Annotated in this window: 14 protein-coding genes; 5 read left to right on the top strand and 9 right to left on the bottom strand. The window is 56.9% G+C overall.

The features are described 5' to 3' along the window. Window positions 1-26 precede the first annotated feature (26 nt). The 4 genes from K3169_RS00545 to K3169_RS00530 all read right to left on the bottom strand — a co-directional run bounded on the left by K3169_RS00545 (window position 27) and on the right by K3169_RS00530 (window position 3802). Window positions 27-803: a uroporphyrinogen-III synthase gene (locus tag K3169_RS00545; protein WP_263269495.1), complete on the bottom strand. Its 777-nt coding sequence runs from the start codon at window positions 801-803 to the stop codon at window positions 27-29. Then, window positions 800-1741 carry a hydroxymethylbilane synthase gene (gene hemC / locus K3169_RS00540; RefSeq protein WP_027902933.1) on the bottom strand — a complete coding sequence of 314 codons (942 nt, stop codon included), beginning with the start codon at window positions 1739-1741 and terminating at the stop codon, window positions 800-802. The genes K3169_RS00545 and hemC overlap by 4 nt, the downstream gene beginning before the upstream one ends. A 235-nt stretch (window positions 1742-1976) precedes the next feature. Beyond that, window positions 1977-2723 carry a LytR/AlgR family response regulator transcription factor gene (locus tag K3169_RS00535; RefSeq protein WP_027899425.1) on the bottom strand — a complete coding sequence of 249 codons (747 nt, stop codon included), beginning with the start codon at window positions 2721-2723 and terminating at the stop codon, window positions 1977-1979. Then, complete coding sequence (locus K3169_RS00530) at window positions 2720-3802, bottom strand: sensor histidine kinase (protein ID WP_027899426.1); 1083 nt, start codon at window positions 3800-3802, stop codon at window positions 2720-2722. Before K3169_RS00530 ends, K3169_RS00535 begins: the two co-directional genes overlap by 4 nt. Before the next feature lie 132 nt (window positions 3803-3934). On the opposite strand from K3169_RS00530, the gene argH reads away from it, so the two are divergent. From argH to K3169_RS00510, 4 genes are all read left to right on the top strand, one after another. Continuing rightward, the gene (gene argH / locus K3169_RS00525; RefSeq protein WP_122396899.1) at window positions 3935-5329 is read left to right on the top strand and encodes an argininosuccinate lyase; all 1395 of its coding nucleotides are present in this window, start codon (window positions 3935-3937) and stop codon (window positions 5327-5329) included. Between the two features lie 162 nt (window positions 5330-5491). After that, on the top strand, window positions 5492-5767 hold the full coding sequence (locus tag K3169_RS00520) for a hypothetical protein (protein WP_027899428.1): 276 nt from the start codon (window positions 5492-5494) through the stop codon (window positions 5765-5767). Window positions 5768-6003: 236 nt separating this feature from the next. Then, window positions 6004-6252, top strand: a complete 249-nt coding sequence (locus tag K3169_RS00515; protein ID WP_099270258.1) for a TIGR02647 family protein — start codon at window positions 6004-6006, stop codon at window positions 6250-6252. Window positions 6253-6445: 193 nt separating this feature from the next. Next, window positions 6446-9295: a class I adenylate cyclase gene (locus K3169_RS00510; RefSeq protein WP_122396900.1), complete on the top strand. Its 2850-nt coding sequence runs from the start codon at window positions 6446-6448 to the stop codon at window positions 9293-9295. Window positions 9296-9808: 513 nt separating this feature from the next. Here K3169_RS00510 and gltP read toward each other — a convergent pair. The 5 genes from gltP to K3169_RS00485 form a co-directional block, all read right to left on the bottom strand. Further along, window positions 9809-11149 (bottom strand): glutamate/aspartate:proton symporter GltP, encoded by a 1341-nt coding sequence (gene gltP, locus K3169_RS00505; RefSeq protein ID WP_027899431.1) that lies wholly within the window; start codon window positions 11147-11149, stop codon window positions 9809-9811. Window positions 11150-11803: 654 nt separating this feature from the next. Next, window positions 11804-12271 (bottom strand): inhibitor of vertebrate lysozyme family protein, encoded by a 468-nt coding sequence (locus tag K3169_RS00500; protein ID WP_027899432.1) that lies wholly within the window; start codon window positions 12269-12271, stop codon window positions 11804-11806. A gap of 2 nt (window positions 12272-12273) precedes the next feature. Next, a complete protein-coding gene (locus K3169_RS00495; protein ID WP_002555679.1) occupies window positions 12274-12438 on the bottom strand; it encodes a DUF1328 domain-containing protein in 165 nt (54 codons plus the stop codon). A gap of 59 nt (window positions 12439-12497) precedes the next feature. Then, on the bottom strand, window positions 12498-12794 hold the full coding sequence (locus K3169_RS00490; protein WP_263269468.1) for a hypothetical protein: 297 nt from the start codon (window positions 12792-12794) through the stop codon (window positions 12498-12500). 225 nt (window positions 12795-13019) lie between these two features. Continuing rightward, window positions 13020-13868, bottom strand: a complete 849-nt coding sequence (locus tag K3169_RS00485) for a BON domain-containing protein (protein WP_027899434.1) — start codon at window positions 13866-13868, stop codon at window positions 13020-13022. Window positions 13869-14258: 390 nt separating this feature from the next. On the opposite strand from K3169_RS00485, the gene algB reads away from it, so the two are divergent. Then, window positions 14259-15605, top strand: a complete 1347-nt coding sequence (algB, locus tag K3169_RS00480; protein ID WP_099270254.1) for a sigma-54-dependent response regulator transcription factor AlgB — start codon at window positions 14259-14261, stop codon at window positions 15603-15605. Window positions 15606-15615: the final 10 nt, after the last annotated feature.

Raw genomic sequence — 15615 nt, 5'->3', positions numbered from 1 at the left:
CGTAATCGGTAAAGAGAGCACGTCGATCAATACGCCTGAGGGGCAGGCCCGGGGTGTTCCCGTAACGCTGCCAGCAAAGCCGCAGCGCTGGCGCCGCGGCAATTCAGAACTGTTCGGGCTCCGGCTTCGCGCGCCATGTCGGCAACACGTGGGCTCGGCACGAATATAGTTAAACGCGCCAGCTCAGGCCAGGCATCGCCCGCCAACTGACGCAAGTGTTCAAAACCCTGCCCACTGCTGACCACTACCGCGTTCAAGCGTTCCGCCTGGATACGCTGAGCCAGCGTAGACGATGGATAATAGGGCAGGTTACGTGTGTAGAGTTGCAGATAATCAACACTGGCGCCAAGACTGCGCAAACGCTCGGCGAGCAACTCGCGGCCGCCTTCACCGCGCATGATTAACACGCGCGAGCCGGGTATGGCGATGGATTGTTGCAACCTGGGCAGATCCAGCAGCGCCTCACTGTCGTCGCCGCTCTCGGGCCAGCTGACATCCAGGCCGTAGTCCTGAAGAATTTGCGCAGTGCCTGCACCGACGCTGAACCAGGGCAGGATCGGCGTCTGCGGCCAGAGCTGTGCAACCAGTTGCAAACCCAGGCGCGCAGCGGGTTTGCTGACCACAATCACGGCGCTGTAGAGGTCCAGATCCTGAACCAGAGCGTGCTGCTCGGGACTGGACGGGAGCGGCTCAATGTCGAGCAATGGCAAGCTGCTGCTGAACACCCCGGCGTCAGCCAGAGTCTGCGCCAACGCGGCAGACTCATCTGCCGGACGGGTCAGCAGCAGTCGCCAGCCACTCATTCTCGTTCCGCCACGCCGTAAACAGCCTTCAGGATGTCTTCTGCGCCTTGCTCCAGCAGTGCGTCTGCAACCTGAACACCCAGCGCCTGAGCATCAGCCTGTGGCGCACGCGCTTCGGCACGCAACAGCAATGCACCTGACGGATCGCCCACCAGACCGCGCAACCAGATCTGCTCACCTTCAAGCACGGCGTAACAGGCGATGGGCACCTGGCAGCCACCGTTGAGGTGCTTGTTCAGCGAGCGCTCGGCAACCACCCGGATGGCGGTTGCATCGTGATGCAACGGCGCAAGCAGGGCGTGAATTTCAGCATCGACGCTGCGGCATTCGATACCCACTGCACCCTGGCCACCGGCTGGCAGGCTGTCGTCGACACTGATGCTTGCGGTGATCCGGTCTTCGAACCCGAGGCGAATCAAACCCGCTGCAGCAAGAATGATCGCGTCGTACTCGCCCGCATCGAGTTTGGCCAGACGGGTATTGACGTTGCCGCGCAGGAAATGAATTTTCAGATCAGGACGACGCGCCAGCAACTGAGCCTGGCGACGCAAGCTGGAGGTGCCGACAATGCTGCCAGCGGGCAACGCCTCAAGGCTGGCGAATTGGTTGGAGACAAACGCATCTCGCGGGTCTTCACGCTCGCAGATGCAAAACAGGCCAAGGCCTTGCGGGAAGTCCATGGGCACATCTTTCATGGAATGCACCGCGATGTCCGCGCGATCCTCCAACAGAGCTGTTTCCAGTTCCTTGACGAAAAGCCCTTTACCGCCGATTTTCGACAGGGGCGAGTCAAGCAACTTATCGCCACGGCTAACCATCGGCACCAATGTCACGACCAGCCCCGGATGAGCCTGCTCCAGGCGGGCTTTGACGTATTCGGCTTGCCAGAGGGCCAACGCACTTTTGCGGGTGGCAATGCGGATTTCGCGAGAGGACATGGATCAATCCGTACAGGGTAGTAGTTGCGACGGATGATAACAGTTCAGGAAAAACGGCTCAGTGCTCTGTCGTCGCACCAGTGCAACGCATCATCCCAGCAGTGAGTTCTTGACTTGGAACACATTGTGGGAGCGGTGCTTGCCCGCGATAAGGCTGGACGCGGTTCACTTTAGATCACGTCCAGCCTTATCGCGGGCAAGCACCGCTCCCACAGGAATAGCATTTCAATCCGCTTTACAGCTGCTGCATCATCTTGCGCACACCCGCCACATGCCGACGGCTGACGATCAAGGCATCGCCATTGAGGCCTTTGAGGAACAACTGGAAATGCCCCAGAGGCGTGCGTTGCAGACGCTCGATACGTTCACGGGCAACGAGTGCGTTGCGATGGATACGCACAAAACGGTCGCCGAATTCATCTTCGAGTGCCTTCAAAGGCTCATCCAGAAGGACTTCGCCCCCTTCATGGCGCAAGGTGACGTACTTGTGATCAGCGATGAAATAGATCACATGATCCAGCGGGATCAACTCGATACCTTTACGGGTCCGTGCACTGATGTGGCTGCGTGGTCCGTTGCCGCTTTCTGCCGCAGGGCGCGTCATGGCCGCCAACTGCACGCGGTTTGGGCGCTCGGCTTTTCTCAGGGCATCAATCAAATGCTCAGGCCGCACAGGTTTAACCAGGTAGCCGACCGCGCTGACCTGGAAAGCTTCAAGGGCAAATTCGTCGTGCGCAGTACAAAAGACGACAGCAGGCGGGGTTTCCCGCTCGCACAATCTGGCAGCGACTTGCAGGCCATCAATGCCTGGCATGCGGATATCCAGCAAAACGATATCCGGCTTTTGGCTTTCAATCAGCGCCAAGGCTTCTTCGCCATTGGACGCACCGGGTTCCAGAACCCGATAACCCTCAATTTCACTGACCATCCGGCTAAGCCGTTCGCGGGCCAGGGGTTCGTCATCAACGATCAGGACATTCATATAGCTCTGGCTTCCTGCGTGAGTCTCGCACAAGGATAGCGTAGACAGGTGTAGTGACGACCGTCACGGCGCTCCACGCTCAGACTGGCGTGCGGACCAAAAAGTGCCGTGAGGCGCGCACCGATATTTACCAGTGCTTGCTGAGTGCCGTTGGAAGTCTGCCGACTGGCAACTTCGTCATAGGGATTGCTTACACACAATATGAACTCCCCCCTTTCATAATCTGCTTCTACCTTTACGACACCTCCATCGACCCGAGGTGCAATCCCATAAAGCAAAGCGTTTTCGAGTAGTGGCTGCAAGGTTAGCTGGGGAATTGGAAGGTCGTCTGGAATTCCACTGATCACCCAGTCCAACTGTAGACGCTCGCCAAGACGATATTGCTCAATCGATAAATATCGTTTTGCCAACTCAAGCTCATCGCGCCAGGTGACGAGGCTTCCCGGCTTGGCCAGGCTGGCCCGAAAAAGGTCGGAAAGATCCAGCACCGCCTGCTCGGCCTTGACCGGATTGGTCGCCACGAGGCTCGCGATGCTGTTCAGGGTATTAAACAGAAAATGCGGCCGGATACGCGCTTGCAGCGATTCGATGCGCGCACGCAACTCGCCCTGCTGCTGCTTGCGCCACTGACTCTGCAAATAAAAGTAGCGCAGCATCAGGGCCGACATGATCAGCGCGATAAGGCCATAACGTACGTAGCGCTCGACCATCACGCCAAACGTCACTCTGCCGGTCAGTTGGCAAACGTCGGTGACTGCCGTGCAGAGCAGGGTAATCGCCACAACCAGCAAACAACCGAATACCCCCGCACGCCCCGCAGGCAAGCGTGCCAGCCACGGTCGAAGCCCGCACAACAAAGCCGCTGACAAGAGCACAATCCACTGCACGAACAACGACATGAGCGCCAGCCGCACCCAATCAAAGCCCGGACGCATGGGTTCGACCAGCACCAACACCAGAACCAATAATTCGGCGAGCAGGACCAGTACCAACAGCGCTTGCGGAAGGCACAGCTCAGGGAGGAAAAACTCTTTGCCAGGCCCTTTGGGCGAGGGTTGTTTCAATAAGCTATTTCGCATCAGCCCAGTCTCGACTGTGCGGGGCTGTGCGGCAAGCTGCCCGCAAATAAAAAAATGCCAACCTGTTATGATCGCGAGTGCCCGGCGAGCAGACGCGGGCATGTCATTCTTCAGCAGATCACGAGCGAATCCATGAGCACCGACAAGACCAACCAGTCCTGGGGCGGCCGCTTCAGTGAACCCGTCGACGCCTTCGTCGCGCGCTTCACGGCCTCCGTCACCTTCGACCAACGCCTTTATCGCCACGACATCATGGGCTCCATCGCCCACGCGACGATGCTGGCCAAGGTCGGCGTTCTCACCGATGCCGAACGCGACACCATCATTGACGGCTTGAAGACTATCCAGACCGAGATCGAAGCGGGCAGCTTCGAGTGGCGCGTCGATCTGGAAGACGTGCACATGAATATCGAGGCGCGTCTGACTGACCGCATCGGCATCACCGGTAAAAAACTGCACACAGGTCGCAGCCGTAACGACCAGGTGGCAACTGATATCCGCCTGTGGCTGCGTGACGAGATCGACCTGATCCTGTCGGAAATCACTCGCCTGCAACAGGGCCTGCTGGGTCAGGCAGAGCGTGAGTCCGACACCATCATGCCGGGCTTCACCCATTTGCAGACCGCGCAACCGGTCACATTCGGTCACCATATGCTGGCGTGGTTCGAGATGCTCAGTCGCGATTACGAGCGTCTGGTCGACTGCCGCAAGCGCCTGAACCGCATGCCGTTGGGCAGCGCAGCACTGGCCGGTACGACTTACCCGATTGATCGCGAACTGACCTGCAAACTGCTGGGCTTTGACGTCGTCGGCGGTAACTCGCTGGACAGCGTTTCGGATCGTGACTTCGCCATCGAATTCTGCTCGGCCGCCAGCATCGCGATGATGCATTTGTCGCGCTTTTCGGAAGAGCTGGTGCTGTGGACCAGCGCCCAGTTCCAGTTCATCGATCTACCGGATCGTTTCTGCACCGGCAGCTCGATCATGCCGCAGAAGAAAAACCCTGACGTACCGGAGTTGGTGCGTGGCAAAAGCGGCCGCGTATTCGGCGCCCTGATGGGCCTGCTGACCTTGATGAAGGGCCAGCCACTGGCCTACAACAAGGACAATCAGGAAGACAAGGAGCCACTGTTCGATGCCGCCGACACGCTGCGCGACTCCTTGCGTGCCTTTGCCGACATGATCCCGGCGATCAAGCCCAAGCACGCCATTATGCGCGAAGCGGCGCTGCGCGGTTTCTCCACGGCGACAGACCTGGCGGACTATCTGGTGCGCCGTGGCCTGCCATTCCGTGATTGCCACGAAATCGTCGGCCATGCAGTGAAATATGGCGTTGAAAGCGGCAAGGACCTGGCTGAAATGAGCCTGGAAGAACTGCGCAAATTCAGCGATCAGATCGAGCAGGACGTGTTTGCCGTGCTGACCCTGGAAGGTTCGGTCAACGCCCGTGATCACATCGGCGGCACCGCTCCGGCACAGGTCAAGGCTGCAGTGGTTCGCGGACAGGCGTTACTCGCTGCGCGTTAATCACCTCTCCTTTGTGGGAGCTGAGCTTGCTCGCGATTAGAACGCCGCGGTTTGAAGTAATACCGCGTTATCGTTCATCGCGGGCAAGCCTCGCTCCCACAGGGACCGCGGCTAACCATCACATTTATGCGCTCCGACTAAAAATTCTCAAGGAAACACCCCATGACCGACACTCTCGACAACGATGAAGAAGAATTCGCTGAATCGACCCTGGTTCAGGCTATCGAAAATCAGATTGAAAGCGACAACCCTCCTGCCGCCAAAGCGACGTTCAACAAGCTGACGCTGGTGGGCTATGAGCGTGAAGAAATCCTGCAGTTGATGGCCCATGTTCTGGCTATCGAAATTGACGCACTGCTGGAAGAAGACCGTCCGTTCAACACCGAATGGTATGAAACCGCCTTGCGTGCCTTGCCTGAGTTACCGCCAGAGGCATGAGCTGACGCGCGCACCGGCCAACTGACGGCCGGTGGCGACACCTCAGAAAATCAGGCTCGGCAAAATCCCCAGACCAGGTCTACACTGCAAATGCCTCGCTGCCGCTAGAACGACGAGGCTTCCACGCCGAGCCGGCTTTAACGGTCATCCAGAACCGACGAGCGCAGCACAGACACGTTGATTCCAGGATTCCGCCAGCCAGTGAGGCGTATTACTAGAAAAAGTCTGGAGCACCTATGTCGTATACCCCTGAGCTGGTTGCCGAACTGGAAATCCTCGCACTCTTCAATCTGGGCAATACCCTTGAAGGACTCAAAGTCCATCACGTGGCCGCTCCGACTGCTGTTGCGGCTGCTAAAAGACTCTTCGAAAAAGGCCTGACCACTCAGGTCGATGGCGGATACCTGACCAGTCTCGGACTGGAAGCCGCCGAACATGCCCAGTCCCTGCTGACTATTCTGAACGTTGCCAAACAAGCCGCTTGATCGCCGCCAGGGCCCGCATTCCGAAAAAGGTCTGACGGGCCCTTCATTTATGAAAATCTGCGCCGATAGTAAAAAGTTGGCGCCAGAACAATAAACGGACTGAAAGCTTCAGGCTCTCACGTCGTCCTGCCCGCCGTCTGACTCACTACTTCCACGCCGCCCCTTTCGAGCCCGGCATCCGGTTTGAGTTGCAATGACGCGTAATTCCGAAATCCGTCCTGACCTGGATGAAGGCATCGACCGTAAGGTGCTTTCCCAGCTCCGTAACCGTTTCCTGACTTTGAACAGCGGGCGGCTTGCGCGTGCCCTCGAGGGGCTGTCGAATCGCCAGCAAACCGTATTGAATTTGCTGCCGCTGTTTTTTCACGTCAACCATCCGCTGTTGCCCGGTTATGTATCCGGCAGCACGCCTGCGGGCGTGTCCCAATACGAGCCCAGTAGCCTGGCGCTGGCCGAAGCCCAACGCCTGACCCGGTCGTTCTCGTACAAAGCCCGGCGTGGCAATGCGCGCAACCCCATTCACGGTCTGTTTCTGATGGGCAGCCTGGGTACCTTCGCGCAAGCTGAAGAAAGCGACATGGATGTCTGGGTTTGTCATGACTCAGAGCTGAATGCAGACGAAGCCGCCGAGCTGCACAAGAAGTGTCAGGCGCTGGAAGTGTGGGCCGCCAGTCAGGGTGCAGAAGCGCACTTTTTCCTGATCGACCTGCAGCGTTTCGCTGCAGGTGAGCGCGATACGCAGCTCAGTTCGGACAACTGCGGCAGCACGCAGCACTATCTGTTGCTGGACGAGTTCTACCGCACCGCCATCTGGCTCGCGGGTCGCACGCCCATGTGGTGGCTGGTGCCGAGCTATGAAGAACAGCGCTACGCCGAGTACACCCATACGCTGCTGTCGAAACGCTTTATCCGCGATGATGAAGTGCTCGACCTGGGCCATATGGCGCTTATTCCGCCCGGAGAGTTTCTCGGTGCCGGCCTGTGGCAATTGTTCAAGGGCATCGAGTCACCCTATAAGTCGGTGCTCAAACTGCTGTTGACTGAGGTGTATGCCAGCGAACACCCCAAGGTCCGCTGCCTGAGCCTGCGCTTCAAGAAAGCGGTGTTCGCCAATCGGGTGGATCTGGATGAGCTGGATCCATACATGGTCGTGTATCGGCGTATTGAGGAGTATCTGATCCAGCGCGGCGAACTGGAACGACTGGAGCTGGTACGCCGCAGCCTGTATTTGAAAGTGAATAAAAAGCTGACCGGGACTTCGCGGCTGCGCAACACCAGCTGGCAGCGGCAGTTACTGGAAAGACTGACGCGGGAGTGGGGCTGGGACGAACGCCAATTACTCCTGCTCGACAGCCGCAGTCAGTGGAAGGTGCGCCAGGTCGCCCATGAGCGCCGCGCACTGGTCAACGAACTCAACTACAGCTATCGCTTTCTGACCCAGCTCGCCCGCCAGCAAAACGTCGCCAGCTCGGCCAACGCCCGGGACCTGAATATACTAGGCCGCAGGTTGTACGCCGCATTCGAGCGCAAGGCAGGCAAAGTTGAGTTCATCAATCCGGGCATCGCTCCCGATCTGGCGGAAGACACGCTGACGCTGGTGCAGTCACCCAATAAGCGCGAGCCGGGTAAAACTCAGTGGGCTCTGTATAACGGCAGTCTGGGCGCTCATGAATGGATCGACTTCTCGCCAATCAAGCGCAGCCGCGAGTTGCTGGAACTGTTGACCTGGTGCCATCGCAACAATGTGATCGACACAACCACGCGACTGGCACTGCATCCGGGCAGCAGCGACCTGAGCGAATTCGAGCTGTTCAATCTGCTCGGGGCGCTGCAACAGCAGATCCCTGTTCCGCTCCAGGTGGTCAGCGAAGAACGCGTGCTGAGCCCTGCGGTACCCAGCGAGATTCTGTTGCTGGTCAACGTCGGGATTGATCCGCTCAGTCACCATCGTGATCTGAACATCCTGATGACCACTGAACGAACCGATTCGCTGAGTTATGCCGGGGTCAGGGAAAACCTCGTACTGACTCTGGATCAGATCACGCTGAACAGCTGGAACGAAATCCTCGTCAGCCGCTATGACGGCGCTCATGCGCTGCTTGACTGCCTGAGCGAGCTACTCAGTAATTTGCCCGAGGGCGCGGCGCAACCTGTGGTGAGTGTGCGTTGCTTCTGCCACAACCGCGCTCCCGCCATCGCCCAGCGGGTTGAAGAGCTGGTGGCCACCGCGCAACTGCTGCATGCCTCACGCCTGAACCATCGCTACCTGATCCAGGTGCAACAGCAATACCACGTACTGGAAATGGTGCCGACCCAGCCAGTCACTCATGTGGTGATCAATAGTCTTTCGGGACTGTTCGAATATCTGGGTGAAGAGCTACCGCGCTACAGCCCTCTGCACCTGGATCCGCACGCCCTGAGCGATCACGATCTGGCGCTGATCCTGCCCCATGGCCAGCCCGAATGCATTCAAGTGTTTTACAGGGTCAACGAAAATGAGGCCGATCTCTACGCACTCGATGAACACAATGCGCTCTGGCATCAGCGTCTGCCTTTTCACGATGAGTTGAGCCTGTTGCAGCCCCTGCAGCGTTTCTTCCAGGCGTTGGTTTATCGCCGCACCGGGATGCTGCCTGTGGGCGATACCACGGCGGTCGCTTTCCTCGAAACGCTTTATTACCAGGTCTTGCCATCTGGCGCAGGGCGAGCCCGACGCATCGAACCACGCAGTGCGCCAACTGCCGCAAGCAAGCCGTTCTACGACGTGCAGGCGATTGTCGAACAGGCATCACCCGGTCAGGTAAGCGTGACGCTGTACTGCGATAACAACGAGTTCTCCGAGCTGGAGCATGGTGATCAGTTGTTCAGCGTCGTGGCCCGACAGATTCTTGAGCGACGCACCGAGCCCGAACGCTATCGCTGCTACATCACCGACCTTGACCTTTCCGGTTTACTGGACGACACCCGCGGACAAACCATCCTGTACCTGCGCTACAAGGCGCAGCTGGAAAAATCACTCAACGACGCCATGGCACAGGCCTAGCCAGAAACAACAAACCCCGGCATGCCGGGGTGTGTTGGCGCTATACGAAACCTGTGGGATGACCCTATGTTGCCGTGTGACCCCAAATCCCGACAGGAGCGAATTCATTCGCGAAGAGGCCGGTACATCCACTGCACATGTATCGCCTGAGCACAGCTTTCCCGAATGAATTCGGTCCTACCGGTCGTGCGTAACCTGTGGGATGACCCTATGTTGGCCTGTGAACCCAATCCCAGTGGGAGCGAATTCATTCGCGAAGAGGCCGGTGCATCCACAGCCTTTGTACCGCCTGAAGCACAGCCTTCCCGAATGAATTCGGTCCTACCGGTCGTGCGTAACCTGTGGGATGACCCTATGTTGGCCTGTGAACCCAATCCCAGTGGGAGCGAATTCATTCGCGAAGAGGCCGGTACATCCACTGCACATGTATCGCCTGAGCACAGCCTTCCCGAATGAATTCGGTCCTACCGGTCGTGCGTGAGTTTGAGGTCACTTGCAGCCTGTCGGGAGCATTTATGCGTTGTTCGAAGACACCGGCTCAGCGCCCGGAACCGCTTCCTTGCTGCGCGCGTGCAGCAGGGAATTCCAGTAGCGCTCACCTTTGGCATCGTCATACATGCCTTCCCAACGCGAGATGACCAGTACAGCCAACGCGTTGCCGATCACGTTCAATGCGGTACGCGCCATGTCCATGATGCGGTCGACACCGGCAATGAATGCCAGACCTTCCAGCGGAATACCCACACTGCCCAGCGTCGCAAGCAGCACCACAAAGGAAACGCCTGGCACGCCAGCGATACCTTTGGAGGTCACCATCAATGTCAGAACCAGCATCAACTGTTGGCCGATGGACAGATCAATGCCGTACAACTGAGCAATGAACAACGCCGCGATGCTTTGATAAAGGGTCGAACCGTCGAGGTTGAACGAGTAACCGGTCGGTACCACAAAGCTGCAGATCGCCTTCGGCGCGCCATAGGCCTCCATCTTTCTGATCACGTTCGGCAGGGCGGTTTCGGAGCTGGCGGTGGAGTAGGCCAGGATCAGCTCGTCTTTGAAGATGCGCATCAGCTTGATCACCGAGAAACCGAACAGACGAGCAATCAGGCCAAGCACCACGAACGCGAAGAAGGCGATGGCGAAGTAAACCAGAATCACCAGCTTGGCCAATGGCAGCAGTGAGGCGAAACCGAATTTAGCGACGGTCACAGCGATCAGGGCAAATACACCAATGGGCGCATAGTTCATGATCATGTGAGTGACCTTGAACATGGTTTCCGACACGCCTTGGAATACCTTCAGCACCGGCTCACGCACCTCAGCGTCCAGGCTCGCCAGACCGAGACCGAACATCACCGAAAAGAAGATGATCGGTAACATATCGCCACGGGCAAGGGCCGCAAAGATATTGGAAGGGATCAGGTTCAGGAGCGTGGAGATGAAAGCATGGTCATGCTGCACTTCTGCCGTGGTCGCCATGTACTTTGAGATGTCGTCAGTACCCAGGCTGCTCATGTCAATACCGGTGCCGGGATGGAAAACATTGGCCAGCACCAGTCCAACCAGAATCGCGATGGTCGTGACGACTTCAAAGTAAAGGATGGTCTTGAGGCCAATACGCCCCAGCTTCTTGGCATCGCCAACACCTGCAATCCCTACGACCAGCGAGGCAACCACAATAGGTACGACGATCATTTTGATCAGGCGGATAAAGATATCGCCCGCCGGTTGAAGGATGTTACTGATCCACCAGGCCTTCTCTGCACTGAAGTGGTTAAGTAGCGCGCCCAGCGCAATCCCGAGTGTCAGACCGATAAGGATCTGCCATGCCAGGCTCAGCTTTGCCTTCTTCATGTCGTTACCTTTTTTCAAGTGGCTCGCACTTCTCTAAGCACACATGCACGACTTTGCTGATCCACAGCAGCGGCGAGACATCGGTTACCGTTCAGAGCAGTGCCGAGTAAATGCAGCAAGCGAGCATCCGGCTCTTTAGCTGACGAAAAAAGGCGCAACTATTCCCACGCATGGGCGCGACGTCTAATGCCGTAAACGACTACCCCATGCCGAATCGGCATAATGCAAGCGACAGAAAACATGCCTGAAAACGACCAGAACGTACCGCGAATCGGCTCAAAGGTGGCTAATTCGCCCTCTACAGGCCATTCAGAAATTTAAAACAGGAAATCAGCAGGTAAACGGAAGGGATGAAAAGCAGACAATTCGTACAAGATTTGTCGGATGCTCGGACATGCATCTAATGCAAGTTGAAATGATAAAACGCAACGCAAGACAGCCGACCGTTTCCCGAACATTCGAGATTACAATCATGGAATTGCGTCGCGGTTCTTCCTGACCCGGCCCTCGTCGGAAGCACTCCCTGTACTCCTAGGTCACTCCGATCCAAACGATCAAAGCGTCCCGGCCCCCTGGTCATACGCGGTTCTTCTCGAACCGCGTAGCTAAAGAGCACCCCGAACATGAATGCTCTCTGTTCTCGAATACCGTGAATCAGTACCAGTTCGGATCCTTGCGGAGCTGTTCCTGGAGCATGCCTTGCATTCCCTCATCCGGTTCACCCAGATAACGGTAAGTTGCATGACGTGTCGGCGACTTGTCCGAAGGCAGGCCAGCTGGCACATCTACCAACAATGCATAGGCTTCATCTTTGTCGAGGCTGAACGCCACGAGAAGACGCTGGCTCTTGCAGGTTTCAGCTTTTTCACACAAAGGACCGACCAGATACGGCTTCTTGTCTTCGGTCACAGCGGTCATCTGCTGCTCGCTGGCACCGGAGAGATTGATCACCCAGTCGGGCAAACGCTCCTCCTTCTTGATCACTGAACTCCAGGTAGACCGGTACTCGGGGTCAGATCCCAATAACTGATTGACCCGAGACTGGCCGTCATTGGCAGCCATCGCCATTGCGCTGCCGCCCATTAACAGGGCGGCTGCGATTGAGTGCAGAGACGTGCGCATGTTTAACCTCGGCCGCGACGGCCAAAGAAGAACGAGACCACGAACATAACCAGGAATACGACGAAAAGGATCTTCGCGATACCGGTTGCGGTGCCGGCGATACCACCGAAACCAAGAACGGCGGCGACGATGGCGATGATCAGAAACGTGATTGCCCAACTCAACATGATGAATCTCCTTATCTGCTTTTAATGGATGCTGCTTTTACTGCTGCTACTGCTGCGGGTCAAAAAACCCAGGTTTGCTGGTGCGGTGCTTCACTTGCAGGCGCTTTACGATCAACCGGCGTGAGACTCAGCGCGGTATCGCGAGCCATCGACGCACTGGCGTTGCTGTACGTCTGGCTGTTGTAAGTCTGGCTGTAAGTGAATGGCTGTTTGATTTGTGCAGATTCGCGGGAATTTTCCCAATGCTGAAACAGCTGAATTGCAATCAGAGTGACCATCAGCGCCAGGCTGGCGAACAAAGCCTGCTGAATGTGCAGAGGCGAAATACGCAATTGAGTAAGACGCTGGCGGTTCATCTGGTTGCTCCTGACACCACGTGGGGCTGTCAAACTTGATCTTGTTGCCGGGGTTTTCACGGCTTCTATAAACAAGATATTGCAGCCTGCATGCCAGCTTTCAATTCAAACAAATAACCTTATAAATCAATAACTTAAAAACGCTAAAATAATTATGCTGGTAGCATCCTGCACGATCAGCCCTGACGGGTCGTGCAGGATGCACGAACGTACTAGCCCAATTGATCAGCCGGTCGTGCGGGTCATCACTTTCAGGGCATCCGCATTCACGCCTTTAACGCCACGGATATTTCGCGCGATCTCGACGGCGAGTTCTTTTTCCGCATAGTTGGCAACGATGCCGTTAAGGCTGACCAGACCGCTTTTGGTGTCGACCTTGATGTTCAGGCCATCCAGATTACGGCTGTAGATCAGGCTGGATTTGACCTTGCTGGTAATCCATACATCACTGATGTCTTCAGCCGGGCTTGTCGCCTGCGGATCAACCCGTGAGGCAATGGAGTCCGCAGCACTGATGCTTATCAAATTATTGACGCTGACCACACCATCGGTGTTGGTCGCAAGGTTACCGGCTACTTCCTTGGCTTCCGGGCTTTGCGCACGACCTTTAAGCGTCACGACACCGTCTTTGGCGTCGACATCAATGTTGAGTGCTTCAGTGACGCTGCTCCAAAGCAGTTTGGACTTCACGGTCGCAGTCAGCGTGGCGTCTTCGAATCGCTGCGCCATATTGGCCTTGGTGCCCGGCTCAGCAGCGACATTGGGGTCGATCTCCAGTTGATTGTCGACCTTGTCGATGCCCTTGGTGTCCAGCGCAATGCGTTCGGCCAGTTCACGATCAACCTGGTTTTCTACCTTGCCCTTGAGGACAGCCGTTCCTTGCTCGACGCTGACGTCGATTTTGAACGGACTCAAATGTTTGTTGAGGGCGAATGCGGTCCAGATCGAACCTTCCTGACGCGCTTCGGCGAGCTGGCTGGGCAAATCGCCCTGAGCAGCACTGGCCATCAAAGGGTTCAGGCCCAGCACGGTGATTGTGGCTGTGGCCAGAGCGAGCTTTTTCAGCGGGTGCATGGCAGTTCTCCATCTTCATAGCTGTGTAAGGGTTTCGAGCCAGTCCTCCGGAGATACGTCTCAATTCAGAGGCTTGCCTTTGTCTGATCAGCAAATGACAAGTAAGTGCGGAACGGGATTCGAGCGGGACGCCGTCGTGAATCGCAAATAGCCGCCGCGCAGCATGCAGGAATCGGCAGAACTGGCTTCATGCAACATGAAATGCAACTGAAGCTCGCAAGCCTGGCGCGAGGTATACGAAGAGATTATTTCTTATAAAAATCAGTTATTTATCTCAAAACCACTCAGATAACTACCATCCCCCTCGCATAATCAATCAGAATCAACCATGCAACTTGCCCGATTATTCCGACACTAACGCAAGACAATTCATTAAGGAGCGTAGGAAAAATGGAAGCAGCCACTGAGAATCAGGGCCGTATTCTGCTTGTGGATGACGAATCCGCGATCCTTCGCACGTTCCGTTATTGCCTGGAAGATGAGGGCTACAGTGTCGCCACCGCCAACAGCGCATCCCAAGCGGAAACGTTGCTGCAGCGCCAGGTCTTCGACCTGTGCTTTCTGGACTTGCGGCTAGGCGAAGACAATGGCCTGGATGTACTGGCGCAAATGCGCGTTCAAGCCCCGTGGATGCGGGTGGTGATCGTCACCGCTCACTCGGCGGTCGATACAGCAGTCGATGCTATTCAAGCCGGTGCGGCTGACTATCTGGTCAAACCGTGTAGCCCGGATCAACTGCGTCTGGCCACCGCCAAACAGCTGGAAGTACGCCAGTTGTCAGCCCGGCTGGAAGTACTGGAAGGCGAAATTCGCAAACCCAAGGACGGCCTGGATTCCCACAGCCCTTCGATGATGGCGATTCTGGAGACAGCTCGTCAGGTGGCGACTACTGACGCCAACATTCTTATTCTGGGCGAGTCAGGCACCGGCAAGGGCGAACTGGCCCGCGCTATTCATGGCTGGAGCAAGCGCAACAAGAAATCCTGCGTGACCATCAACTGTCCATCGCTGACTGCCGAACTGATGGAGAGTGAGCTGTTTGGTCACAGCCGCGGCGCGTTTACCGGCGCGAGCGAGAGCACTTTGGGTCGCGTCAACCAGGCCGACGGGGGGACGCTTTTTCTCGACGAGATCGGCGATTTTCCCCTCACGTTACAGCCAAAATTGCTTCGATTCATTCAGGACAAAGAATACGAGCGAGTCGGCGATCCGGTGACTCGCCGTGCCGATGTCCGTATTCTTGCAGCCACCAACCTGAACCTTGAAGACATGGTGCGCAATGGTCGCTTCCGTGAAGACCTGCTGTACCGTCTGAACGTGATCACCCTGAATCTGCCCGCGCTGCGCGAGCGTACGGAAGACATCCTGACTCTGGCGGATCGCTTCCTGGCGCGCTTCGTCAAGGATTACGCACGCCCGGCCAGGGGGTTCAGCGATGAAGCCAAAGCCGCGCTGTTGAACTACCGCTGGCCAGGCAACATTCGTGAGCTGCGCAACGTCATCGAACGCGCCAGCATCATTTGCCCGCAAGAGCGGGTTGAAGTGGCTCACCTGGGCATGGCTGAGCAACCCACCAGCAACGCGCCGCGAGTCGGTGCTGCGCTGAGCCTGGATGAACTGGAGAAAGCCCACATCGGCGCAGTCCTGGCGACCAGCGACACCCTCGATCAGGCCGCCAAGACATTGGGCATCGATGCTTCCACGCTGTATCGAAAACGCAAGCAGTACAACCTATGACTAACCCGGC

It is taken from the genome of Pseudomonas phytophila (assembly GCF_025643095.1).
In the GTDB taxonomy this organism is placed as follows: domain Bacteria; phylum Pseudomonadota; class Gammaproteobacteria; order Pseudomonadales; family Pseudomonadaceae; genus Aquipseudomonas; species Aquipseudomonas quasicaspiana.
Note: the sequence above shows the minus strand (reverse complement) of the source record. Positions and strands in the feature narration are given on the sequence as shown.